Annotated in this window: 16 protein-coding genes; 10 read left to right on the forward strand and 6 right to left on the reverse strand. The window is 57.0% G+C overall.

Going from position 1 to position 23,787, the window contains the following annotated elements:
* Position 1 precedes the first annotated feature (1 nt).
* Complete coding sequence (locus KY495_RS09810; protein WP_219883456.1) at positions 2-2,830, reverse strand: type VI secretion system Vgr family protein; 2,829 nt, start codon at positions 2,828-2,830, stop codon at positions 2-4.
* Between the two features lie 645 nt (positions 2,831-3,475).
* On the opposite strand from KY495_RS09810, the gene KY495_RS09815 reads away from it, so the two are divergent.
* The gene (locus tag KY495_RS09815) at positions 3,476-4,450 is read left to right on the forward strand and encodes a DUF6708 domain-containing protein (RefSeq protein ID WP_219883457.1); all 975 of its coding nucleotides are present in this window, start codon (positions 3,476-3,478) and stop codon (positions 4,448-4,450) included.
* 231 nt (positions 4,451-4,681) lie between these two features.
* On the opposite strand, the gene KY495_RS09820 is transcribed toward KY495_RS09815, so the two are convergent.
* The 4 genes from KY495_RS09820 to KY495_RS09835 all read right to left on the reverse strand — a co-directional run bounded on the left by KY495_RS09820 (position 4,682) and on the right by KY495_RS09835 (position 7,494).
* Positions 4,682-5,272: a hypothetical protein gene (locus KY495_RS09820; RefSeq protein WP_219883458.1), complete on the reverse strand. Its 591-nt coding sequence runs from the start codon at positions 5,270-5,272 to the stop codon at positions 4,682-4,684.
* A gap of 176 nt (positions 5,273-5,448) precedes the next feature.
* Entirely contained in the window at positions 5,449-6,054 is a 606-nt protein-coding gene (locus KY495_RS09825) for a hypothetical protein (protein WP_219883459.1), read from the reverse strand.
* Positions 6,055-6,235: 181 nt separating this feature from the next.
* Positions 6,236-6,883, reverse strand: coding sequence for an imm11 family protein (locus KY495_RS09830; RefSeq protein ID WP_219883460.1), 648 nt, complete (start codon positions 6,881-6,883; stop codon positions 6,236-6,238).
* Positions 6,884-6,903: 20 nt separating this feature from the next.
* Positions 6,904-7,494 carry a hypothetical protein gene (locus KY495_RS09835; protein WP_219883461.1) on the reverse strand — a complete coding sequence of 197 codons (591 nt, stop codon included), beginning with the start codon at positions 7,492-7,494 and terminating at the stop codon, positions 6,904-6,906.
* Between the two features lie 517 nt (positions 7,495-8,011).
* Between KY495_RS09835 and KY495_RS09840 the strand changes: the two genes are divergently transcribed.
* Entirely contained in the window at positions 8,012-9,160 is a 1,149-nt protein-coding gene (locus tag KY495_RS09840; RefSeq protein WP_219883462.1) for a hypothetical protein, read from the forward strand.
* 123 nt (positions 9,161-9,283) lie between these two features.
* Here KY495_RS09840 and KY495_RS09845 read toward each other — a convergent pair whose 3' ends face one another.
* A complete protein-coding gene (locus KY495_RS09845) occupies positions 9,284-9,778 on the reverse strand; it encodes a hypothetical protein (RefSeq protein ID WP_219883463.1) in 495 nt (164 codons plus the stop codon).
* Between the two features lie 795 nt (positions 9,779-10,573).
* Here KY495_RS09845 and KY495_RS09850 point away from each other — a divergent pair.
* The 8 genes from KY495_RS09850 (at position 10,574) to KY495_RS09885 (ending at position 23,786) form a co-directional block, all read left to right on the forward strand.
* The gene (locus KY495_RS09850) at positions 10,574-13,615 is read left to right on the forward strand and encodes a type VI secretion system Vgr family protein (RefSeq protein ID WP_219883464.1); all 3,042 of its coding nucleotides are present in this window, start codon (positions 10,574-10,576) and stop codon (positions 13,613-13,615) included.
* A gap of 47 nt (positions 13,616-13,662) precedes the next feature.
* Entirely contained in the window at positions 13,663-16,068 is a 2,406-nt protein-coding gene (locus tag KY495_RS09855) for a glycoside hydrolase family protein (protein WP_219883465.1), read from the forward strand.
* An 8-nt stretch (positions 16,069-16,076) separates the two neighbouring features.
* Complete coding sequence (locus KY495_RS09860; protein ID WP_219883466.1) at positions 16,077-17,102, forward strand: hypothetical protein; 1,026 nt, start codon at positions 16,077-16,079, stop codon at positions 17,100-17,102.
* Between the two features lie 451 nt (positions 17,103-17,553).
* Complete coding sequence (locus KY495_RS09865; RefSeq protein WP_219883467.1) at positions 17,554-18,093, forward strand: hypothetical protein; 540 nt, start codon at positions 17,554-17,556, stop codon at positions 18,091-18,093.
* A gap of 92 nt (positions 18,094-18,185) precedes the next feature.
* On the forward strand, positions 18,186-20,729 hold the full coding sequence (locus KY495_RS09870; RefSeq protein ID WP_219883468.1) for a cation-translocating P-type ATPase: 2,544 nt from the start codon (positions 18,186-18,188) through the stop codon (positions 20,727-20,729).
* 362 nt (positions 20,730-21,091) lie between these two features.
* Entirely contained in the window at positions 21,092-21,976 is an 885-nt protein-coding gene (locus KY495_RS09875; protein ID WP_219883469.1) for a site-specific DNA-methyltransferase, read from the forward strand.
* Positions 21,973-22,434, forward strand: coding sequence for a hypothetical protein (locus KY495_RS09880; protein WP_219883470.1), 462 nt, complete (start codon positions 21,973-21,975; stop codon positions 22,432-22,434). The genes KY495_RS09875 and KY495_RS09880 overlap by 4 nt, the downstream gene beginning before the upstream one ends.
* Before the next feature lie 11 nt (positions 22,435-22,445).
* A complete protein-coding gene (locus KY495_RS09885; RefSeq protein WP_219883471.1) occupies positions 22,446-23,786 on the forward strand; it encodes a hypothetical protein in 1,341 nt (446 codons plus the stop codon).
* The last annotated feature ends 1 nt before the right edge of the window (position 23,787 follow it).

The following is a 23,787-nucleotide window of genomic DNA, read 5'->3' on the forward strand; positions in this document are numbered from 1 at the left end:
GTCAGCTCAGTGGCACCACGCTATCGCCGGCGGCAGCAGCACCGGCTGCCCGCAGCTCGCACACCTTCGGGTCACCCGGGGCAGGCAGCTGCACCGAACTGCTGGCACTTTTCGGCCCGGTCAGCTCCTTTTTGCTCGCCTTGAATTCCATCTTGCCAGGGCCGTGGATCATGATGTTGCCGCCTTCCAGCTTGATAAAGGCGCCTTGCGCAGTCAGCATCACATGCTTGTTGGGCGCGCCGATGGTGACCGATTTGGTCACGCTGGCAACCGTGATGGCCTTGTCGGCAGTCAGGCTGGTGCTGCCGGATTGACTCTGGCTGCTGACCTTGCCGCTGGCAGCATGCAGGCGGATGCCGGTTTCCTGGTTGGGCCTGGCCGCATCGCTTGCCTTGCCATACGTGAACAGGCTAATGCCCTTCAAGACCGCGTGACCCAGGTTGGCCTGGGCCACCATGTTGACATCCTGGGCCGTGATGGTGGACGACTTGCCGGCACTGATGATCGTGCTGGCGGGCGTGGCCGCGGCAATGCCGGCGGGCGCCGACAGCTGCATGTGCGGCTGGCTGAAGGCAGGCACCTCGCCACTGCCGCCGTTCTCGCCGCTGCCGCGGCCCTTTTCGGTGGCCTCCATCACGGCCAGTGTGTCGGCCATGTGCACAATGGCAGGCAGCTGGTCCGGCGCCGGCTCGTCCTTGAGCTTGGCATTGTGCTTCTGGGCCGTCGTGGCCATGCTTTCCTGCAATTCCTTGCTGCGCTGGATTTGGGAGATGGCTTCGCGCACGTCAAGCTGGCTGCCGCTGGCATTGTTGCGTGCATCGCTGGACAGCAGCATGCCTTGCCCCGCACGCATGGCCACGGCAGCTTCGGATTTGAGCTCCGCGCCAAAACCGGCGGGCTGCAGCTGCTGATTGTCGGTCTGGTGGCGCAGGCTGCCCAGGTTCAGTTCATCGGTCCCCTTATGGGCGGCGGCGTGCCGCTGCAGGACCAGGCGCGACTGCCCGGGCGAATCATCCATGACCAGCTGGTTATAGGCCCCGGTGCCGCCCTGGCTGCTGGCCATGGCCTGGGTCTTGATGCCCGACAGGACGGCCGGATGCGCATGCGCACCGCTCTCGCCGGGAAACCACGGCGGCGCATTGCCGGTACTGGCGCCCGCGCCCTGGCCGACGGCATTATGCTGGGCATCAGTTTCGCCGCGGCCGTTGTAGACCGCACCAATGACGACCGGACGGTCAATGTCGCCTTCCAGGAAATCGACCAGCACCTCCTGGCCCACGCGCGGCAGCGCATGGCTGCCCCAGTTGCTGCCCGCCACGGGAGCGAGCGGCGTGGCCACCCGCACCCAGGTGCCGGCCGTATCGTCGGCGGGCGCCCCCGTGTGGTTGGCACCAGCGGGATGATCGAGGCGGCTGTGGCTCTGGGCCCCGCGCTGCCAGTGGAACTGCACTTTCACGCGGTGGTCGCGGTCAGTATGGATGACGCTGCCCGCCGGTCCCACCACGATGGCGGTCTGCTGGCCGCTCACGGTGGGACGGGCGAACTTCTCGCGGCCATCGAGGTCGAACACGCAATTGCGATAAGGGATGCTGCTGCGGATCGCGTCGATGCGGTTGCGGTAAAGCGGGCGTTCGCCCATGCCGGTGCCTACGGCATGCAGACTGGTGGCGTCTTCTTCCTCGATTAACTGCGCCAAGGCAGAGGTCGGCAGGTGCTTGGCGACATCAGCCTTGAGTTCGGCGCTCAGGTTGTTGTGCATGAGGTGAACGGTGCGCACGACGAGGAAGGTGCGCCCGTCGTCATTGTCGGCCAGGTCGTACTGGGCCTGCCCGTGCAGGGTAAAGGTAGTGCCCGGCGAGAGCGTGCGTACGGTGCCTGCCGCAACGTGCGTCTCGCGCCGTGCTGTCAGGCCCTGCATGCGGTGGTCCGCCATGCGCAAGCCTTGCTCGCGTGTTTCATAGAAGTAGGGGCCATGCGTGTCGCGGCTCAGGAGCGACACGTCGCCCGTGCCTGCCGCAGCACCCACGGGGCGGTGATGAACCGCACGGTAATCCCAGCTGCTCATTTCCAGCGCATTGGTCTGCTGCTGCACGGCGGTCCGCCATCTGTCCAGGCCATCTTCTTTCATGACGGCGCCTGACTGCGTGAAGCGAATATCGCGCTGCATGTTGGGCTGGAACACGCCATTGTGGTCGGCAATGACCATGGTGTGGCTGCCGAGGGAAGGGCTGTTCGGGTCGCCGCTATGCTCAAAGAAATAGAACAGACCTTCTTCGGCCATGAGGCGCTCGATGAAGGCGAAATTACTTTCCTGATACTGGGTCGTCAGGCTGCGCTTGGGATAGACCTCGCGGTCGGCAAGCTCGAAACGCCATTCCGGCACCAGGCGGCCCTTGCCCTGGTATTCGCCGAAGACCGCGTCGATGATGTCGAAGACCGTCATGTCCTGGAACACGCGGCTGTCGCGCCCCAGCCTGGCGAAAGCGGTCCACGGGCTGATGGTCAGCTGATAACGGGCGAAACCGCCATTGGCGCCGCTGTGTTCAATGGCCGTGATATGGCCGTGGAAGGGCCGCAAGTCGTCGCGGCTGTGGGCTGTCATCAATTGCAGCAAGGCGGGCTGGCCGATCAGCGACTTGAGCTTGAGGCTGGCGTCGGTGGATAGCGCACTGACCACAAACTCGAAACCCTGGTCCAGGCCTTCCTCGCCGCGTACGCACTCGGCCAGCAGGGTATCAGCGCCCAGCGGGGTGGTCAGGCGCAGCAGTCGGGTTCCTTGGGAAAACTGAGGCAGCAGGGCTTGCAATATTGATGACGCAGTCGTGCTCATTCTTCGCTCCATAGTGCCACGCCAACTAAACGGACGGACAACGTTTAATTTTAACAAACATTTCCGGGTATGATGTAATTTGTATAAAGATTTCGGGCGCTGGGCGGATTGCGGCGCACGGAAAAGCGACAGCTCGGGGCGAGCATAGCGGGATTGGTGTGAGGCAATTAAGTTGATGATGGATTGTCTGACATGGGTCAGGCTTTGCCGGGCCAGGCCCGGCGGCCGTTGGCGGCGTTAAAAAAGCCTTCGCTTGGACCGCGACCATGAAAACAATAGACACTCCAAGGGGCGCGGGTGGCGGAAGGCGTCGCCCGCAAGCCGACCACGCTCAATTAAGCTGAAGAAAGCGCTGATTCTTTACTTCAAATGGCTGATTTCAACGACGAGTATTATTTTCTCCAGGATGCGCGCGAGGATTGGACTCCATCACCAGACCCCGGCAACCACACCCCTGCGAATTCTGCGACAAGCGTGGTCGCCAATTGTGGCGGTGATCGGTTTTGGCCTGCTCATTGAATACTTTAAGGATAACAAGATGCAGGATTGGCTGGAACGCAGTTACTGGGGCGTGCTACCCGGGGACCGCTACAAGAACGAACGCGACGAGCAGGCCGCATTTCACGCCGCCATCAAGGGCGACTGATGGACTTTACGGGACTGATCCATTACTTTCCGGTGCAGCGGGAGTTGACCGACCAGGAGCGGCAGTATCACCTTGAACAGTCGCGGAGGCTGGAAGTGCAGCCCAGGTATCAGCTGTGTGTCATCAAGATGAACTCTACTTACCTGGAGTCCGTAGATAAATGGTTCGCATGGAAAGGACTCATTTCTGCCCTCGCATTGACAGTCCTCTTGCTGTTTTCTGTCCCGATCGGCTTCATGACGGGCCACTCGCTCCTGTCGGCAGCCGGAGTGCTTGAAACTGACCAAAGCCGCGCCACGCTGTTCGCTTTTGGTGGCGGCTTGGGCGCCTTGCTCGGGCTGATCTGGTGGGGCATGCTCAAGCTGCTCAGAAAGGAATCGTTCGCCCTGACTCACTATCCGCTGCGCTTCAACCGGCGCAACCGGACAGTCTATTACTTCCGGCCCGATGGCACGATCGGTACGGTTCCCTGGGACGAGGTTTATTTCACCCTTGGCTACAGCGCGGCGCAGTGGGAGGTGCGGGGACATGTACTGGCGGCCGACCGCCGCACCGTGCTTGACACGTTTGCATTGAGTTACAGCGGCGTCATTCTCAAGTCGGACCTGGAGCCGGGCGCCGCGCCTTCAGACAACGATTACGTGCGTGGCCACTGGGAGTTCGTGCGTCGATACATGGAAGAAGGCCCGCACGAAGTATCGCACCTGGTTGACTTCTGCATGCCGGTCGACGGCCGCAAAGAAACCGTTAAAGGTGGCGCCCAGCGCATCTTCGCCAATTTTTCTGGCGGCTCTGCCCTGTTTACAATGCTGGTGACGCCTTTGTGCGGCTGGTATATTTTGGGCCGGATGTTTGCAATGAGGACCTGCAAAGTTCCGCAGTGGCCGGAACAGATTGAGCAAGCGTGTCAGATTGACGCAAACGACATTTACGCCATTGCAGGTGACAGCGCGGGAGACCGTGTGGCCGGGTGAGCGTGACACTCGCGCACAAAAAATCAACTGAAAAGCAGAGCCAACTTGGCAAAGTGATCGGCATAAATAAGCATGGTGCTGCAAACGCAGATCACGGGCTTGGCACCTCTATTTGCACGAGCGGTTACGAGTCTGTCGTGCGCTAGCCCAGCGAAAAGCGGACTGGCGCTGTTCGACGATGCGCCCACCAGGAACGAATGCCAGGCATGAACTGCCCTTGCCGGATCGCTTTCAGTAATCGGCGATCATTGTGATCAGCACGCCGTCGTCCCTGAAGTGATTGAACAGCGAGCAGTGGCAAACTACCAAGCCATCGTCGGTGCCCCCCATACGAAACAGCAGTCGCTGTTGCAGCGGAATTTTGTCCAGTACCGCGTCGTCAAGAGAATAGGCGCCCATTGCCAGCGTATCGTCTGGATAAAGTGGGGGCATATAGCGTGATTTGGCCCGATCAACGCAATCGATAAATCCGGGAAATGCGACGTACCAGTAGTCTGCATGTCGTCGACCCTCGCCATCGGTGTACACGGCGGGATGGAGATTAATCGTTGGCAGCTCAAGCGCGAGCAGTGCCGTCCGAATATGGTTTCGTACTATGAACGTCGCGCCGTCGAACAGGACATCAGCGCGTTTTTCCTTGATGCCACGTTTGGCGAACAGGGCTTGGAAACCATTGCTGAAAATAAGCGGTGCCGACCCCGCTGCCAGTGGATCTGATTGATAGAACCGCTTCGCAGTACTCGTGTCTGCCTTCAGGATCGGGAAGCCGTCTACATCAATGTTCTTGAGAATGAATGCGTAGTCGGCGTTGTATTTTGTCATGTTCGGAATCAAGGAGACTTGCATCTATAAAGGAAGTGAGCTGCGCTGGCCTCAATAGTCCTCGATCGTTTAGCGATATACAAGTATGACCACTTGCCTCAGTACCGGATCGAGCTTACGTTGGTCTGGCATGAGGCGGGGATACGTGGAACAGGGGGCGAAGGTACCCACGAAGGTCAGTAATCCTTTATTGCCTGAAGACGTGCTCCGCTTAGGCCATCCTGCCGGAAAATTTCGGCAATCGAGTGGTGGCACGCAATCATCGCCGTAGTCGTCTGGCCCATCTGGAACATCAAACGCTTCTGCAAAGGAGTTCGCCGTAGCACATCCTCATTCAGGGAGTACGTCATCATTTTGTACATGAGTTGGCCCGCAACATTGATCGGTCTCGGAAAGTACGTCGACTCTTTCCGATCCCAACAATCGAAATGCTTGCTGAATGAAACATAGCAATAATCCTCGTGCCAGGTCCCGCTGTCATCGATGTACACGGCAGGATGCATGTGCAAGTCCGGCAGGTCCAACTTCAGAATTGCGTGCCGGATGGGATCACGCACGATGAAGTTCGAACCCTCGAATAAAATATCGGCGAGTTCTTCCTTGATCCCCTGTTCTTTGAACTCCGTGCGCCAGCCGTTGCTGAATACCAGCGGGGGCGATGTCATCGGCTGGGGTCGATACCAATATCTTCGTTCTGCCGTGTTTGTGTCAGGCTCAAGCGATGGCAGGCACTTGTTAGTTTCGTTCTTGCGGATGAAATAGTATTCGTCGTCAAAATTCATATTAGTGTCCTGGTCGTAGCCGATACGGGGAACGGTGGCGTGCTGACGGACAATGATCGCGCATTACTGAAGTTGTGCGTTCGAAAAAAGAATGGCCATGCATGCGGTTCAATTTTTGGTGTTCGCAGCGTCAAACAGAGCATTGGCTCGCTACCACCTGGCCCCAAATCGCCGGACAAATTCAATAATCCTCGATCATATCGAGTAACACGCCGTCATGCCTGAAATGCTCGAAGAGCGAGCAGTGACAGACCACAAGTCCATCAGCGGTCCCGCCCATCCGGAACAGGCGTCGCTCATGCAGAGCAATTGCGTCAAGGACTGTGGCGTCAAGAGAGCAGGTGAGGACCGTGAATTTTCCGTCGAGCTTGCGCGGCGGTGTTAGGGTCGACTTAGCGTGGTCCACGCAATTGATGTGTCGCAGAATTGTGACGTACCAGTAGTCTTCATGCCGGCCACCGCCGCCGTCAATGTAAACCGCGGGTTGGAAGTGTACGCCAGGTAGTTCGAGAGGCATCAGTGCCTCGCGGATGGCATCTCTGACGATGAAGGTCGCGCCTTCGAACAGGACGTCAGACATCTTTTCCTTGATTCCGCGCCTGGCATATAAGGCCTCATGACCATTCCTGAAAATCAGGGGTGAATAACCCGTCGCCAAGGAATCGGTCTGTTCGAACCGGGCTGACGAAATGCTGTCCAGTTTTAGGAAGGGGAACCCTTCGGCATCATCGTCTTTGCTAATGAAGGCGTAGTCGCTGTTGTACTTTGTCATCTCAAAAAAATGGGCCACGTTGGTCGGCGAGTATTCATGTAAATCCTCAGATCGCATGGCCGCCGCCATCTGCTGGGTTAATAATCATCGATCATGGTGATCTTCAAGCCATCGCCTTTGAAGAGCTTGAAGAGGGAATGATGACACACCACCATTCCCGTATCTGTGCCGCCGATGCGGAACAACAAGCGCTCCTGCAACGGAATCGCGTCCAGGACCTTCTCATCCAATGAATACTTCACCATGGTCAGGTCGTCGTCATTTTCGTCGGCTGGCATAAAGTGTGACTTGGCGCGGTCCACGCATGAAATATGGTCATCGAACGCGACATACCAGTAATCCTCGTGCCACTGGCCAGTGGCGTCAACGTACACGGCCGGATGAATGTTAATAGTGGGAAGCTCGAGCGGTAACAGCGCCATGCGGATGTGGTCTCCGACAATGAAGGTGGCGCCATCGAATAGCACGCTGGCCTCTTTTTCCTGAATGCCGTTTTTTGCAAAGTGTTCTGCGTGACCATTGCTAAAAATAAGTGGCGCAGAGCCCCTCGCCAACGGCTTGTGCTGGTAACGCCGGTCCGCCGTATTCGTATCCGGCTTCAAGGTCGGGTAGCCTTCCACATCATTATTTTTTGTGAGGAAGCCGTAGTCTTTGTTGTATTTCGTCATGTCAGCGTCGAGGCGTAAGGAGATAGGAGCCAAGTGATACATCCTGCATGTCCCGTTATTGGATTGGCGCCATTCTTACCTCATGCCCTTTCAATTTTCGGATGGCTGCAACCATGGTCGTCACAGGCGGTGATGCACCGGTTTTCATCAGCCTCTTCGTGGTCGTGGCCGCAGGCTCCTTACAGTGTACTAGTCTAGACACGAGGTTCTGCAGTTTATAAATGTCTTGGCCGAGCCCCTCGAGCGTGCGGTCAACAGTAATATCGCAAAGGAACACGCTGCGCTTGCCACAAGCACGATGTGACGCCTCCACGCCCTGCACCAAACCCTGCCCCTAATGCCACCGGTCGGTCATCTTTGTCTGCAGAGGCCGCTCCCTATTTGGCGGGTGCATCAATCGTTTCTTTGAAGCATACTTGATGCGCCGTCATGCTCACATCTCCTTACAAACTGCGCTGACCCATTTTACAAAAGGCGCTAAGCTCTAGGGTCGGGAACTTTGAAGTAGGTAGCACATATGAAGACGCAATTGCTTGAAGACATCGGCCAGAGCGCTACATTGTCGCTAGTGCCGGCCAAGAAGGAGGGGGCATCCCCTCCGCCTGTGGCGGAAGATGCACTGGCACCGCAGGCCTCCCAGGCTACTTCGCCACGCGCGGCCTTCGGAGTCTGGCGACAGAAGGCGGTAGTTGACGCTGTGGTGGTCGACGCGGCCAATCAGCCAGACCAACAAGCGCTGCACCAAGACCTCGATAGCGTCTTTGAGGAAATCGCCGCCCTGGAAGCGCAGTATGTCCCACCTAGCCCTCACCAAGAGCCAGTGACCACGGCGCTTGCGCCGCCACCTGCCATCACTGCGCCCGAATCGCTTCACGTGCCTGCAACACCGGAGCCAGCCCTGGACACATTTTGGACGCAAAACCCTAACGACCGCCCTGACCCATTATTTGATTTCACGCCACCCGCGCCGGGATCGTCACCAGTGGACCCGTTCACACCTGCGCCTGCCGCGATGAAAGCATCGCAGCAGCGCTATCTCGTTTGGGGCGCGCTGGCGCTGTCGGCAGTCCTGTTTATCCAGGGTGGACGGTGGATTTACGATCAGCGGGGTGGCGGGGATGTAGCCCTCGCCGCAATCGCGGCGAAAGAAGAGCCGCAAGTCGATAAAGCCGCACAGCGGCGTGTGCTGGCTGCCAAGGAATTTACGCTCAAGCCCAATGGCGACGTATCGGTTGCGCCATCCAAGCCGGCATCATCCGCGCGCCCGGTCGCCAGTACGGCAGCTACACCACCGCTGGTGCTGCTGGAATCTGCGTTTTCTCCAGCGCCTGCGGCCGAGTCATCAGGCAAAGTGGAAACTGGGGCCGCCAATCGTCAGGCCGCCACAACCAATCGGCCCGTAGCAGAAAAACATTCTTCCCGCTCTCGCGAAACCTCGCGTGGACAATCGAGCACCGCAGCCAGTTCGGCAGGTTCGCGGGATGAGCGCGTAACTAACTCACAACTAGCAAGCGCGTCGGCTAAGGAGCCAGAAAGTCCAGCAAAGCGAGGCGGTCTATCTGCGGCAACACTGAAGGCCTGCCGAGAACATGGTTACCACGCAGCGCAGTGCGTTAAGCGGGCATGCACCATGACCAAGTACGGCTTCGTCTGCAGAGGCCGGTGACGAGTATTTTTTTTCTCACCCTCGCGGCTTTTCAAGCGAATGATGTTGGCATTTGTGCTGATCAGTTCTTTTGGCAATACGCCGCCATCAGAAGTCACCCAAAAATCGGATCGTGGGAGCGATTCAGTCAGGGTACGCTTCGATTTTGGCGCGGGTTGCTGGCCATGCTTCCATGAAGTTGTTACGCGCGAAGTCTGGGTCTTGTCGTGCTAATTCGGCTACCAGTCTGTCAATCGCCGGGATGAATATGCTTGTGCGGCCGACCACGGACTTGCTAACAAGGGACATGATGAGGTCGACGTCAGAACTGGAATCATATGGCGTTTTCAAACCGGCGTGCCTGGACAATTCGTCTTTATACCAGAGAGACATGAGGCCCAAGACCACCCCACCAATATCGCGCGAGGCCTGGTCGAACCCAGCCGCATCGAGGTTTGACAGATTCATATCCACTTCCATCGGATCATTGAACGGATCCTTGACGTGCTGGAATACCAAAGCTGAACGGCTTGGCTCCACGAATATCTTCAGATAAGGGTGACTCACTTGGCCCTCCATATGGCTATAGGTTCTCGACGACGAACTTGGCTTGCCCTCTGCATGCGGCATGACGATCACCAGCGCGCCTCGTCTGGTCAATGAAGCGATTTGTCGTCGACCTCACCGCACCCCGCGTCATGTGTAGAGGACCTATGCAGTGTAATGGACCGGCGCAGAATCGTTTCGACCTTGGCGCCATGTGGTCCGCCTGATCAGTATCTCTCCTTGCATGAACTCACCTCGTTGTGCGCGTAGTATGTGTTTGTGAGCGTGCGTCGCTTCTTGTCTAACCTCACATTGATGAAACTATCGCCGCACTTTGGCGTGAGGGCGGCAAACCGATTTTTTTGCGGGTCGTACACAAAAATGTACGAGATAAAATACGTCCCTTGCCCATCGTCTATGTGCGACACGGCAAAATCGGTATAGCCATCAAAGTTGTAGTCAGCGGCATCAATTCGGAGCCTTTTCTCGGTATCAACAATAAGCCTTTCCGCGCTTGTCTCCCTCCCCTTTGTAACTTCGTAATCGACCCGCGTCCCACGAACAGTGACTTTGGCGTCGATCCCTCTCTTTGGGGAAAACGACAACGGGACTGATCTCGTTTCCGCACAAGCAGCGCTCGATGCCAAGAGGCAGGCAACAGTCAATGAAGTAAATCGTTTCCGCATGTTGACGATTTCCGTGTTAACTGTTGCACCCCGTTGCCTAGCCGATCTATCAAACCAAGGTCAGGCTGCAGGGCAGCAATACTCAGTGGATAAGCACTAACCAGCAGGGTCGCTATGGCAAAATAGTGAAACGTTGTATAATATGTAATCTTATTCAACAGGTATTGTGGCACATTCAGGCCCGCAATCAACCAAGGGCCAGATGCGCTCCACGCTCACAGAACAAATTGTTACCGCGATAGCAGACCTGCACAGCACAACGCGGCTGTATGCCTTGTCATTCACGGACGACGTTCAGGGCATCACGAAGCCATTATTGGTGGAAGCGTTTTTTGCCACCGATGCGCTACAACATACCGGAGCGCGCGACATCATCGCGCTATCCACCGATCCTCTCGTCGGTCTGGATGCACTGTTGGGCCGAAGCGCCGAGTTGCATATCAGTCTTGCCGACGGCACGCGCAGCGTATTTGCCGGTGACATCACCGGCGCTGCGATGCTGGGCAGTAACGGCAGCTTGACGCGCTATCGCATTCGCCTCTCGCACTGGATCTGGCGGCTCAGTCGAGTTCGCAACAGCCGCGTTTGGCAAGACAAGACAGTTGCCCAGATCATCGACGATGTATTCAACGCCTATAGCCCGGTCGCCAAATGGCGCTGGAGCGATGAAGCCGGACCATTCATCGAACAAGCCGTGCCACGTAGCTATTGCTGCCAGTACCGCGAAACCGACCTGGACTTTGTTCAGCGTCTGCTGGCAGAAGAAGGACTGGCATGGCGTTACGAGCAGAGCGAAGAGGGTCCTATGGCAGTGCTGTTTGCTGACAGCACGCAGCTGAGCGCCGTGCCGGAAGACCCGAGCAGCAAGGCCGATGGTGGTATCCGCTTCCATAACGCGCGCGCCGGCGAGCAGCAGGATACCGTGCAAGCGCTACAGGCGCAGTTTGGCATCGGCTCCACCCTGACTACGGTACTGAGCTACGACTACAAATCCAAAAAAGTTATCGCCGCCAGTGCCCCGGCACGCATGCAGAATGGCAGCACGCTGCCAGTACTGGAATCATTTGACGTGCCGGGTCAGTACGCCTATGCCGACGCCGACCAGGCCAAGCGCTATGCCGACCTGCACATGGAAGGGATTGAATCGCGGCGTCAGCTGTGGCGCGGACGCTCTACGGTGCGCACGCTGCGCGCCGGCACCCGCCTGACAATCACTGGCGCTCCACTGCAGCATCTGGGCGAGGCGCCCGCTTTTACGGTGGTACGCGTGATCAGCGTGGGCGTGAACAATTTGCCCGCGCCCGCCGCGCAAGGCCTGGCCGAGCTGTTCGGTCCCATTCCCGAGCTGCTGGCTGAAATGGTCAAACCTGAGGCGCCGGAAGACTTCGCCCTGGTGATTGCGCAGGCGCGCAGCGCCGGTTACGCCAACTGCTTTGAAGCCATCTTGGCCGCCGTGCCCTGGCGCCCGCTCCTGGCTGGCAGCGATGGACGCGCTCACCCCCGCCCAACAGCGCGCGGCTCGCAAAGCGCAATTGTCGTGGGTGCAAGCGGCAACGACCAGCCCAGCGGCGCAGACGAACTGTACTGCGACCGCCTGGGCCGAGTACGCATCCGCTTCCACTGGCAGGACAGCGCGGACGCCACCTGCTGGGTGCGCGTGGCGCAGCGTTCGGCCGGGGGCGGGATGGGCAGCCAGTTCCTGCCGCGCATCGGTCAGGAAGTGCTGGTGCAGTTCCTGGAGAATGACATCGACCGGCCCGTGATTGTTGGCGCTCTGTACAACGGCCAGGGCGAGGGCGGTGTAGCCCCTACGCCGGGCGGCCAGGCTGGGGGCGGGAATGACACGACGTGCTTCGCGCCGGCCAATGACAGCGCGCCTTCCGCGCAGGGCAATATCTCCGGCGGCAATAGTCCGCTGTGGCATGGCGCCTCAAGCGACACCCAGGGACACCGCAACGGCGCAGCCCAGTGGGGCGTGCGCAGCAAGGAGTTTGGCGGTTCGGGCTACAACCAACTGCTGTTCGACGATACCGATGCGCAGGGACGCATCCAGCTCAAGAGCAGCCATGCGGGCAGCGAGCTCAATCTAGGGCATCTGATTCACACGGCCGACAACTACCGCGGCAGTTTCCGCGGGCTGGGTGCCGAGCTGCGTACCGATGCCTACGGCGCCGTGCGCGCGGGCGGCGGCCTTTTGATCAGCAGCTACAAGACCAGCCACAGCGCGGCGCAGCGCGATCCGGCTGGTGACAACGCGCCGGCCATTGCCATGCTCAAGCAGGCGACGACGATTGCCGAAACATTCAGCAAAGCCGCAGAGACGCACAAGACGGTCGCGCTGGCCGCGCACACGGGGGCGATTGGCGCGAGTGAAAGCGTGATTGATAAAAAGAGCGCGCCGGTCAAGGCACTGATGACGGCCGTGTCGGGCATGGTAGGCAGCGATTCGCTGTCGAATGCCCAGGCAGACGCGCAGGCCAAGGAAACGTCGCCGACAGAGGGCAAGCTGCCGCACGCCACTGATCCCATTATCGCCATTGCAGCGCAGGCGAGTCTGGGCATGAGCGCCGGGCAGAGCGTGCAGTTAGCTAACGGCGAAACGATCGCCCTCATGAGCGGCAAGGACATGCAGTACAACACAGGCGGCCAGATGCGCGTGCATACCGGACAGGCCATCGGCGCGCTGGGCGGGGCCATGAACCCGGGGCAGGACAATATTGGGCTGCAGTTGATTGCAGCTAAGGACAACATTGATGTTCAGGCGCAAAGCGACGCGCTGACTGTGCAGTCCCGTGATGAGATCAACGTCATGAGTGCTAACGGCCATATTGACTGGGCGGCGGCCAAGAGCATCAGCATGTCGACAGCGGGCGGGGCGAACATCACGATCGAAGGTGGGAATATTGCCGTACAGTGTCCGGGCAGAATCGTTATTCATGCCGGAAAAAAGGTGTTTAGCGGACCCGAGAAAACTCAATACAGGATGCCACTGTTGCCAGCGGCTAATCTGCCCACGCCGTTCAGCAACCGGTTCGATGCTCATGATTTATTTATCAATCAGCCTTTTAATGAGGTCTTTTACAAAGCCCGGCTGCCTAACGAGAGGGTGGTCAGTGGTGGGCTGGATAAGCACGGCCGCACGGACCAAATTTTCGGCAAAGAAGGCGACGAGGTAGAACTGTTGATTGGCCAGCCCGGGGTCGGCGAGTGGAATTTGATATGTGATTTTGACGATGATGATTGAGGTTGTGAAAGCGATTGCGTTCCGGATGAATGCCAACAGAAATTGAGATGACTGATAAAACTCCCCCAGCCGCCGGACAAACAAGTTCGGTACGTGTAAAGCTGCTCGATCCACTCGGCGCGAGCATCGCAGGATTGAAATACGAAATTCTCGACGGTAAGCGGATTGTCGCTAAAGGAATCACCGACGCGAAAGGTAATATCGCGGCGTTTGTATCGAATGTGGGGACCGAACTGTCCCTGCAGGTCGAACGATTCGCCACCGAGGAGATGAAACACATAAAAACATTAGTCCCATGGGCTGAAGATTACCGGGTAAAACTGGTGAGCGCCAAAATCAAGGCCACGACGGTCGTTCAGAATCATAAGGGTTCTCCTGGTCAATACCAGCGCAAGACCCATATCGTCAATAAAGGCGATACGCTCTCGGCCCTTGCTGACCGCTATCAGACAACCCCTATCGCCATTGCAAGAATCAACGGCATCCAGCTCAGCAGCATATTGCAGATCGGTCAGGTGCTGAAACTGCCGCCGCAGGGCGAACGAGGCCCCGTGACAAAGCCAGCGTCGGCGTCGTCCCCGACGCCTGCGCCGACCAAAATACCACCCGCTCCAGCGCAGACCGCACTGCCCCCAGCGCCGGCGGGGCCAGTGTCTACGCCACCCAGCGCAGTGGCCCGGCAGCAGAGCGACTATCCGACGCCGGAATTGAGCGAACGTGGATCGCCCGCGTCTGCACCCGCGCCAGTCGACCTTACTCCTGAAGACATTAAAGGCAAGACTTCCCTGACTCCTGAGGCTGCGTCCGATCCAGTGCAGGCATTGGAACCTCAATTGCCCAAGCAGATTCCGATTGTTAAGGAACTGCCCACCGAAAAAAGCGCGGACCGCGGTGAGAATGGAACGCCAAAAACCGTTCTCAAGCCTGTATGCGAGCAGCAGCATTGTTTAAAAGTGGGCGACAAGGGCCCTCTGGTTGAAGAGGTCAACATCCGCCTGCTAGGGTTCGGTGGCACCATTGAGGCGCCGGAAGAGTGGGACACCTTCACGAGTGCGACAGAAAAGGCGGTGCGGCAGTTTCAACGTGATTTTATGGGCGTCGCCGAAACTGGCCGCGTTTGCGGCGCAGTGCTGGCCAGCCTGGATGTGTTGCGTGACAAATACACGTTTCCATGGGACCCGCTGAAGTGCCCATGCGGTACCTGCGGCGGGTTCGGACAGGGGCGCATGAGTTCGCAAGGGTTTGCAATACCCAAGCTGAACGGTGCCATCAAACAAGGTGTCGAATACCCCGGCTTTCACCGAGGCCTGTTTTACGCCATGAAAGCGGCGCTGTTTTATACCCATAAAACAGACGCCACTTACAAGTACGCTTTTTCCGCGATCACGTCTGGCTATCGTTGCTGGAAGCGGAATATGCAGAAGAACCGTCCCTCAACTAATCATATGGGCAATGCTGTCGATATGGTATTCAATAAGGGGGCCGGTACCGGCGTGGTGCGGGATGGCGCGTTAGAGACAATGCGCAAAAGAATCTTCATTGATCGAATGGGCGCGCAGCTGCGCTGGCCGGATCCAAACAAGATTTCACTGGAAGACACCGGCGACGGCGCCGATTCTTGGGTTCACATGGATGTGCGTGAATTTAACGCGCGCTACAAAAAATCGCACCACTTTGCAAAACACCCAGATCTTGCGAAAGGCAAGACCATTGTGGAAATTGCGCGTGATGCTGGTCATCTCGGCTTGATCAATTGTGGCGGGCTGATGCCGCCCACCAAGCCCGCTACGGCGCCGGTCGGTGAGGTTGGCGTGTCGAAAAGCAGCGAAGCGAAGGCTCCGGCACTTACCGCACCCGCTCCCAAGGCACCCGCGCCGACGGCGTCAGCAGCGAAGCCAAAGGCGAATGAACCCGATGGGAAGTACCGGGTGATCACCGCCGAAATTGGCCAGCGAAAGCCGGCCAAGTCGCTTCAGGTATCCGAGCACGGGCTCTTGTTCATCGCCGAGTGGGAAGGCGGCAAAAAAACGCCTTATCCCGACAGTAAGAAATATTGCACGATTGGCGTAGGGCATTTGATTGATGGGCACCAGACGTGCGAAGCTCTGGCTGAGAAGAAAAGCCCAAAATATATGAAGATGAAAAACGGCATTAGCGAGCAGCAGATGATGGCCCTGTTCAAGCAAGACGTAGAGCGAATCCGGGCCCAGGCGATCGTTTCGATTCAAAAGCCCGTCTTCCAGCACGAGTTTGACGCTCTGATCAGCCTGGCCTTCAACTGTGGTAGTTTAGTAAAGTTCAAGAAACTTCTTGGCCATCTGAATACAGAAAACTATACCGGTTGTTGCAAGGAGTTTGAAGACATCACGGATGGCGGCGACAAGGGACTTGTTAAGCGCCGTAAGTCCGAGATGAAGTTATTCCTAACCGCAGTTTATGATGCAAGACACTAGGATTGAATATGATTTCTTTTAAAAATTTAATGGTACTAGCCGCATGTGTCGCGCCATTGTGGACAATAGCTGCCGAACCGGAAGGAACGTGGAAATTTGATACGTCAGCTACGTTCAAGATCGATTTCAAAGCGGGAGAACCCGACGTCAAGACGATCATCTTTCAAGCGCCAGGCGCGGTGCTAAATGGAAACTGCCGGGTGCGCATCAGGAACAATGAGTTCGCCTTCGATGAGGTATTTCAGCCACTAATGAAGCAAGGGGTAACTTCGGCCCAGCTCGAGAAATTTCTGAAGCAGAAATTCAACTTCACGCTGGCCAACAAATCCCAGATATATCAGGTCGTTGGAAGTGCGCCTGAATGTGCACATCCGGTCAGCGAGTTTTTTATCGAGGGCAATCAACTGCTCGTTCCTGTAGGCGGGAATTTCTTCTACCGTTACCTGAAGACGCCTTCCTCATCGGGCAAGCCCGCCGTGGCTGGTGAAATGACGGCCGTTACGTCGGGCGTGGCCGGGGGGGCCGTAACTGCCGAGCTTGTGGCACTCAAGCTATCGCGTATCCCTTTTAGTTATGAAGCGTATTACAATGATTGCGCCCGCAGGCTGCAGGTGAAAGCCGGCGCCTTGAAAGCGGCTGAGAAATGCGCACCCGCATACTTCCCGTATGTTGCCGCGCCTGGTACGAAGAGCGCGCTGCAAAAGTTAATCGGTAACCATGACTTCAGCAAGACCGGCGGCGAATACGCGGTCGGGTATGGAATGCCATTCAAATTCAAGCGCACCCCAACGTTTGTCGTGTTGCCTCCGCATAAAGGGGTCTACGTTATCCGTGTCGATGACCTTGAACCCATCAAGGACGAGGAACGTGACCGGTTCTCAGGGGCCTTCATCAGCGTCAAGGATGGCGAAATTGTTGACCAGCTCGACACGGGCTGCACCTTCAACGCAGAGTATGTATGCGCTAGTGCCGACGGGACGAAGCGTGCACGGTTGTCCGAATCGGGGAAATTTGTTGAGCGCCAAGCTCGCTAACTGCAGGCGCATCTGGTCAGGTATCTATACCATACCCTCGGCCCGGTTAATTGATTTCAGAGCAGGCATCGGGTTGACTAGCGAAAGGGGGACGAGAGCGCGTGAGGACGCCCTAGTCTGCGATGCTCGATCGGTCGCTCCGCTGGTCACTGCCCGGGTTCCGGGGATTCGTTGGCAATGGGATACAGGAAACACAGTGGCTCGGGCTTTTGTCTGAAAGCGGCGGCACAGGTTTATGGTGCGCGCCATGGCACGGTCGCGCTTTTTGCAACTTGCAAATCCGGGCAACTTCATTGTCAATCATCAGTACTCGGCCGCATCGAACGGTTTCGACACGCGTTGTGTCACTTATGCCTATTGGCTGGCAACATTGTCGGAAACCATGTTCCCCTCGGCGGTAACAGGCAGTACGGTCGAATTTCCCGAAGGTTACATACATAGGAGAGCCTGAATGCAGCGAATCACCTTTTTGACCTTTCTTTTTATTAGCGCAGTGGCTGAAGCTTGTCCCAGCGCGCATGGTCGAACTGTGGCAGTCATGGCAGTGCCTAACGTGCGTGAAGCGCAGCTAGCATGCCACGTCAGGATCCACTTGGTCGGAGAGCAATGCGGAGATGCAAGCTGTGTCCTGAAGCCGGTAAAACATAACAAGCAGGAGCCCACGAAGGTAACGTTCTCCTGCATTCCGTTACTCGACCAGTCTGGATTCGAGAACCCAAGCTCCGAAATGAAAGTTACGTCTATAAAGTACCGGTCTGGAAATGGGCACTTAGGGGTAATAGACTACGCGCACGCTGACGGCGACAAGCCAGCGCAGGACATCCTATTTTGCTTGAATGGGACGGTCAATCGTTTGTGCGGAAATGCCAGAGTGGACAAAGTAAAGGGTAAGCAGCCACCGGAGGTAAAGCAGATACAGGAGCTGATCAAGCGGATTGACTTTACAGGCAATCCAGCCTCCGAGCCGAAATCTCGCTTAAGCGACATGTAGAAGAGAAGCATTGAAGGCGGATTCGTCCCCAATCTCAATCCATGAGAGCACATATGGCGAAGCCGGCATTCAAGTCAGAGGGGCCTTAACTCATGGAAGCAGCGACTGCCCAGGCATTCGGTCTTAACGATGAGGAAGCGCGTCGACGGTTTGAGCAGGAGGGCCCAAACGAGCTTCCTGCATCAAAGGATCGCGGCGTGCTGCATCTGCTGCGCGATGTGGCCACGGAACCGATGTTCCTGTTACTGGTTTCCTGTGGCGGGATATATATGATCCTGGGCGACGTGCACGAGGCCCTGATGCTGCTTGGCTTCGTACTTGTCGTGATGAGCATCACGTTCTTTCAGGGACGTCGCACGGAAAGGTCGCTCGACGCGCTGCGCGACCTGTCCAGTCCGCGCGCCTTGGTCGTGCGAAGCGGTGAGCCGCACAGGATTGCAGGTCGCGAACTGGTTCGTGGCGACATTGTCCTGTTGGCGGAAGGCGACCGTGTGCCAGCCGACATTCGCTTGGTCGAATCGTCGAATTTGATGGTGGACGAATCGATGCTAACTGGAGAATCTGCACCGGCGTTGAAACGTTCGGCTCCGGGACAAGAAATCTTGGCCGTGACGCCAGGCATTGAAGATGCTTCATACGTGTTCTCCGGCACCTTGGTGACACAGGGAACGGCTCGTGGTGAGGTTGTGGCGACTGGGGCGCGCAGTGCTCTCGGGAAGATTGGCATGTCGCTCGCCGCGCTCGGTAGCGAACCTACGCCAATCGAAAGCGAAACGCGCCGCATTGTAAAAAGAGTCGCCCTGTTTGGATTGGCGTTGGCTACCCTGCTGGCGCTCGGCTACGGCCTGGTGCGAGGGGATTGGCTGCATGCCGCGCTCGCTGGGTTGACCCTTGCCATGGCAATTATTCCAGAGGAGCTCTCCGTTATCTTGACGCTTTTCCTGGGCCTCGGCGCCTGGCGTCTGTCCCGCAACAACGTGTTGGCGAGGAATATTGCAGCGGTTGAACTCCTGGGGGCCACAACGGTTCTGTGTGTGGACAAGACAGGAACGTTGACCACCAATCGCATGGTCCTCAGGAAGCTCTGTTGCGCAGATTTGAATTACGACGTAGCGGACGCGAAGAATGACGACGCTTCCTTCCCGGAAGCCTTCCACAGCTTGCTCGAATATGCGGTCCTGGCGAGTCACCGGCGCGCATTCGACCCGATGGAGACCGCCATCGCCGAGGGTGGAAAAAAGCTGCTCGCCGGAACCGAACACCTGCATCAAGATTGGACGTTGGTGAATGACTACCCTTTGTCACGGACCATGCTGGCAATGTCCCGGGTGTGGCAATCACCCGACATGAGCGAGCGGATGATTGCAGCCAAGGGGGCGCCGGAAGCCATCATCGACCTGTGCCATATAGACGCAGAGCAAGGCGCGGACATCACCCGGCAGGGAGCCCGCATGGCGGCGAGCGGGTTGCGCGTCCTGGGCGTGGCAAAGGCAGTTTTTTCCGCCACGAGCCTACCAGGGAATCAGCATGATTTCGATTTCCAGTTCCTTGGACTGGTGGCGTTGGAAGACCCCGTGCGTGCCGATGTGCCTGCCGCCATTGCCGAATGCCACGCAGCTGGTATCCGCGTTGTGATGATTACTGGCGACCATCCAGCTACCGCAACGTCCATTGCGCGGCAAGCAGGGCTAACGGTGAACGGGAACATCATGACCGGCGCGGAACTGGCCGCTATGAGTGATGAAGCCCTTGCGATGCAGCTACCGGGCACCGACATTTTCTGTCGGGTGCAACCCGAGCACAAGCTGCGGCTTGTGCAGGCATTTCGCGCGCAGGGTGAAGTGGTGGCGATGACGGGCGACGGCGTCAATGATGCGCCGGCTCTGAAAGCAGCGCATATCGGCGTGGCCATGGGCGCGCGCGGCACCGACGTGGCGCGCGAAGCGGCCAGCTTGGTCCTGCTCAATGACGACTTCTCGTCGCTTGTGACCGCAGTGCGCTATGGCCGGCGCATATTTGCCAACCTGCGCAAGGCCATTGTTTTCGTCGTCGCGGCCCATGTTCCAATTGTTGGTCTGTCCATCGTCCCTGTCCTTTTTGGCTGGCCGATGGTGCTGATGCCAGCCCACATTCTTTTTCTGCAGCTAATTATCGACCCGAGCTGCTCCATGGTGTTCGAGGCGGAGGAGCTGGAGCCGAACGCGATGAAGGCCAGGCCCCGCGCTCCGGAAGCGCATCTTTTCGATGGTGCTGTTTTGGTTCGCGGCTTGTGGCAAGGCGCCGGTCTGTTCGGTGTGCTGTTAGGCGTCTATGTATGGTGCCGAAGCGAAACCGGCTCGGACGACATCGCACGTGCCATGGCGTTCATCGTCCTGGTGTTGTCCAACATTGCACTGATTTACGTAAACCGCACTTGGAATACAGCCTCGTGGCGCGGTACACAAGGCGTAAATCGTTATTTCGGCGGGATGGGGTTGTTTACGGTGGCGTTGCTGACGGCCGTGTTTGTGGTTCCCGGAGCAGCACGGCTGTTTGCGTTCATACTTCCGCCAACACCGATGCTGTTCATGGCGGTTGGCGCGGCATTGCTCAGCATGCTTTGGTTTGAAGTCGTCAAGTGGCGTTATCGCCGCTGATGCATGGATGCTTCAGGCCGCACGCCAATCCTACAGGCCGTTCGTTCTGTCCCACATGGCCCTGCGGCCGGGTGGCCACCGCCGCGGCCGTGTCGAGATGTCGGCACTGACCCTGTTGATTCCATGTCGAGATGTCGGCACTGACCCTGTTGATTCCATGTCGAGATGTCGGCACTGACCCTGTTGATTCCAGACTAGGGGAACGAACATCGCGGTGTCTCCACATCCGATGAGCTTGCGCGACGTAGGGATGATGAGTGAGTGCTAGCGATGGCTCATGCATTTTGTACCTCTGATGTCCTACGTCCGGTTAGGATCAGTATAATGTTGCTCTACAAACGCACCTAAAAAGACAACAAGCTATGCCTGCTGCAACACCAGTCGCGACCTCGCAAGTTATCCCCTTCCCTCGAACCGGCGAGCCGCAAGCTGTGATCGAGTGCGAAGACAATCTTACGTTCATGCGCAAGCTCAAGTCTGAGAGTATGCAACTGATTGTCACCTCGCCGCCATACAATATTGGCAAGGAATATGAGCGGCGGACCTCGAATGAAATTTACATCGAGCAGCAGGCGGCGGCGATTGCAGAAGCCGTTCGTTTGCTGCATCCTAAAGGCTCGATCTGTTGGCAAGTCGGCAACGGAATCGATAACGGCGAGATTTTTCCTCTTGATATCCTGCTTTACCCAATTTTCAAAAATCATGGGTTGAAGCTGCGCAATAGGATCGTTTGGACTTTCGGACATGGACTCCATTGCCAGAAGCGCCTCTCTGGCCGCCACGAAACCATTCTTTGGTTCACAAAGTCCGATGACTACACCTTCAATCTTGACCCGATAAGAGTCCCGTCTAAATACCCCGACAAAAAGCATTTTAAAGGGCCGAAGAAAGGCGAGATGTCTGGCAACCCGCTGGGGAAGAACCCTTCAGACGTATGGGATATTCCGAACGTCAAGTCCAACCACGTGGAGAAAACTGATCATCCATGCCAATTTCCGGTCGGTTTAGTGGAACGATTGGTGCTCGCTCTGACGAACAAAGGCGAGTCCGTACTTGATCCGTATTTAGGCGTAGGTACCTCCGCAATAGCGGCGCTAAAGAATGGACGGAACGCTTACGGCTGCGATGTTGTAAGCGATTATGTCGACATCGCTCAACAACGCATCGAAGACCTTCGAAACGGCCAGTTACGCGTCAGGCCTATGAACAAGCCGATTTATGAACCACCGTTTAAGGACGAAGAATGAAATTTGCTGGGGCATACTCTCTCCACAACGGTCAAGCCGAGTGGGAAAAGCGCGAGCTGAGTGATTGGCTGACCGACCTATTTGAAGCGCCAGGCATTACAATCGGCAGTGGCTGTACCGGTCGTATCCGCTCTCATATCGCGGACGAACTTTCAGCAGGGGGATGGTCCCACAACGTCAGGATCGATCCACACTACGACTTGACAGTAACTGGCCGATTCCGCGACCTAGCTTTCCAGATTCAGACGGGGAATATCAGCAGGGCGATCTACGACTTGATGAAACTGCAGTATCTTTATCAGCAGGGGAAGATTGAGGCGGCCGCCTTAGCGGTCCCGACCAAAGCCGCCGGGAATTTAATTGCATCTAACGTCGCAAGCGTCGAAAGGGTATGGGGTGAGGTTCAGCTGTTCGACCGGATCATCACCTTCCCGCTTCTGATCGTTGGTTTCGAATGAGGGATGGGACAGTGTCATACAAAGTCTATGTGAAGCCCGCGCATGAGCGCAAAGATTTAATCGCGGCCCTAGCCGCTAAGCCAGTATGCGGAGAGCAGCATACTTTCGATGTATATGAGGGCCAGAGAACCATGCTCCCCGTTGTCAGGCTGCCGCTTGACGTGCCGGTCTACCGCATGGCGAACGCTCGCACACAGACTGAGCAGCTTGCTTATATCACAGAGAAAAAGACACCGCCGTCTTTCTTTGCAGCAGGCCAGGACAATGAAGAAGCTCAGCAGGCTCAGCACAATATTTTGCGTGGGTTCGCTAACGCCACAGCCGGCTCTGTCAAGCCAATCATAGAAGAGCTTGAACGCACAAAGCAAACCGAGCCGATCATGATCACGCCATCGGGCGTGGTTGTGAACGGCAACCGGCGCTTAACGGCGATGCGTGAGCTCTACTCCGAACGCAAGGCCGACTTCCCCAGCTTTGCTGAGGTTGAATGTATGGTGCTCCCTGCGTTAACAGAGGAGCAGATCGATGATATCGAAACAAGACTTCAGGAACGGCCAGAAACAAAATTGCCTTACAGCTGGATCAACGAAACGTTGAAAATCCGCCGGCAGCTCCAACAAAAATCAAAGAAGGAAACTGATATCGCCGATATGCGGCGAAAGACCGTTGGGGACATCCGCAAGGCCCTGATGGCGCTTACCTATGCAGAAATTTATCTCAAAGATTGGTGCGGCGCGCCCTGCGATTATCGTCTCGTCGAAAAAGGTGGCGAGCAATTCTTCGCAGATCTGGTGCCTCGGCTAAAGGGTAAGGATGGGCCGCTTCTCGAAGCAAACTTGCGAATGGCTTGGCTGTTGTTCGACAACAGGGATAGCCTGGGAGGACGTATCTACAACTTCAATAAGGTGCTTGGTGAGAAGGCGGAGCAGGTGCTCGCTCAGCTTGCCGAGCGGCTTGATGTCGATGACGAGGTTGGAGGCGGCGAATATCCTGACGTCGAGACTGAGGAGCTTGAAATTGATCTTGGAGGAGAGATGCAGGATGACTACGCCGCGCTTATTACTCTCTTCGACAATCCTCAGCGCCGGGATGAGGTTTTCGACGAGCTGAAGGCTGTATGTCAGACTGTCATCGACTCCGGTCAACAGTCCAAAGCGGGCAAAGCTGCTCTTAGAGCGGTTCAGGATGCCAACACTAGGCTGACAGAAATCGATCTAGCGACGGCCGATCCCGCCACGCATATGGGAATCGATAAGCAGCTCGACGAAATCATTCATCGTGCGACAGCACTGAAGGTGAAGCTTCAGCTAGTGAAGGACGGTAGCGGGCAAACGATTTCCGACGGCGGCTAAT

The organism is Massilia sp. PAMC28688 (assembly GCF_019443445.1).
Taxonomy (GTDB): Bacteria; Pseudomonadota; Gammaproteobacteria; order Burkholderiales; family Burkholderiaceae_D; genus Telluria_A.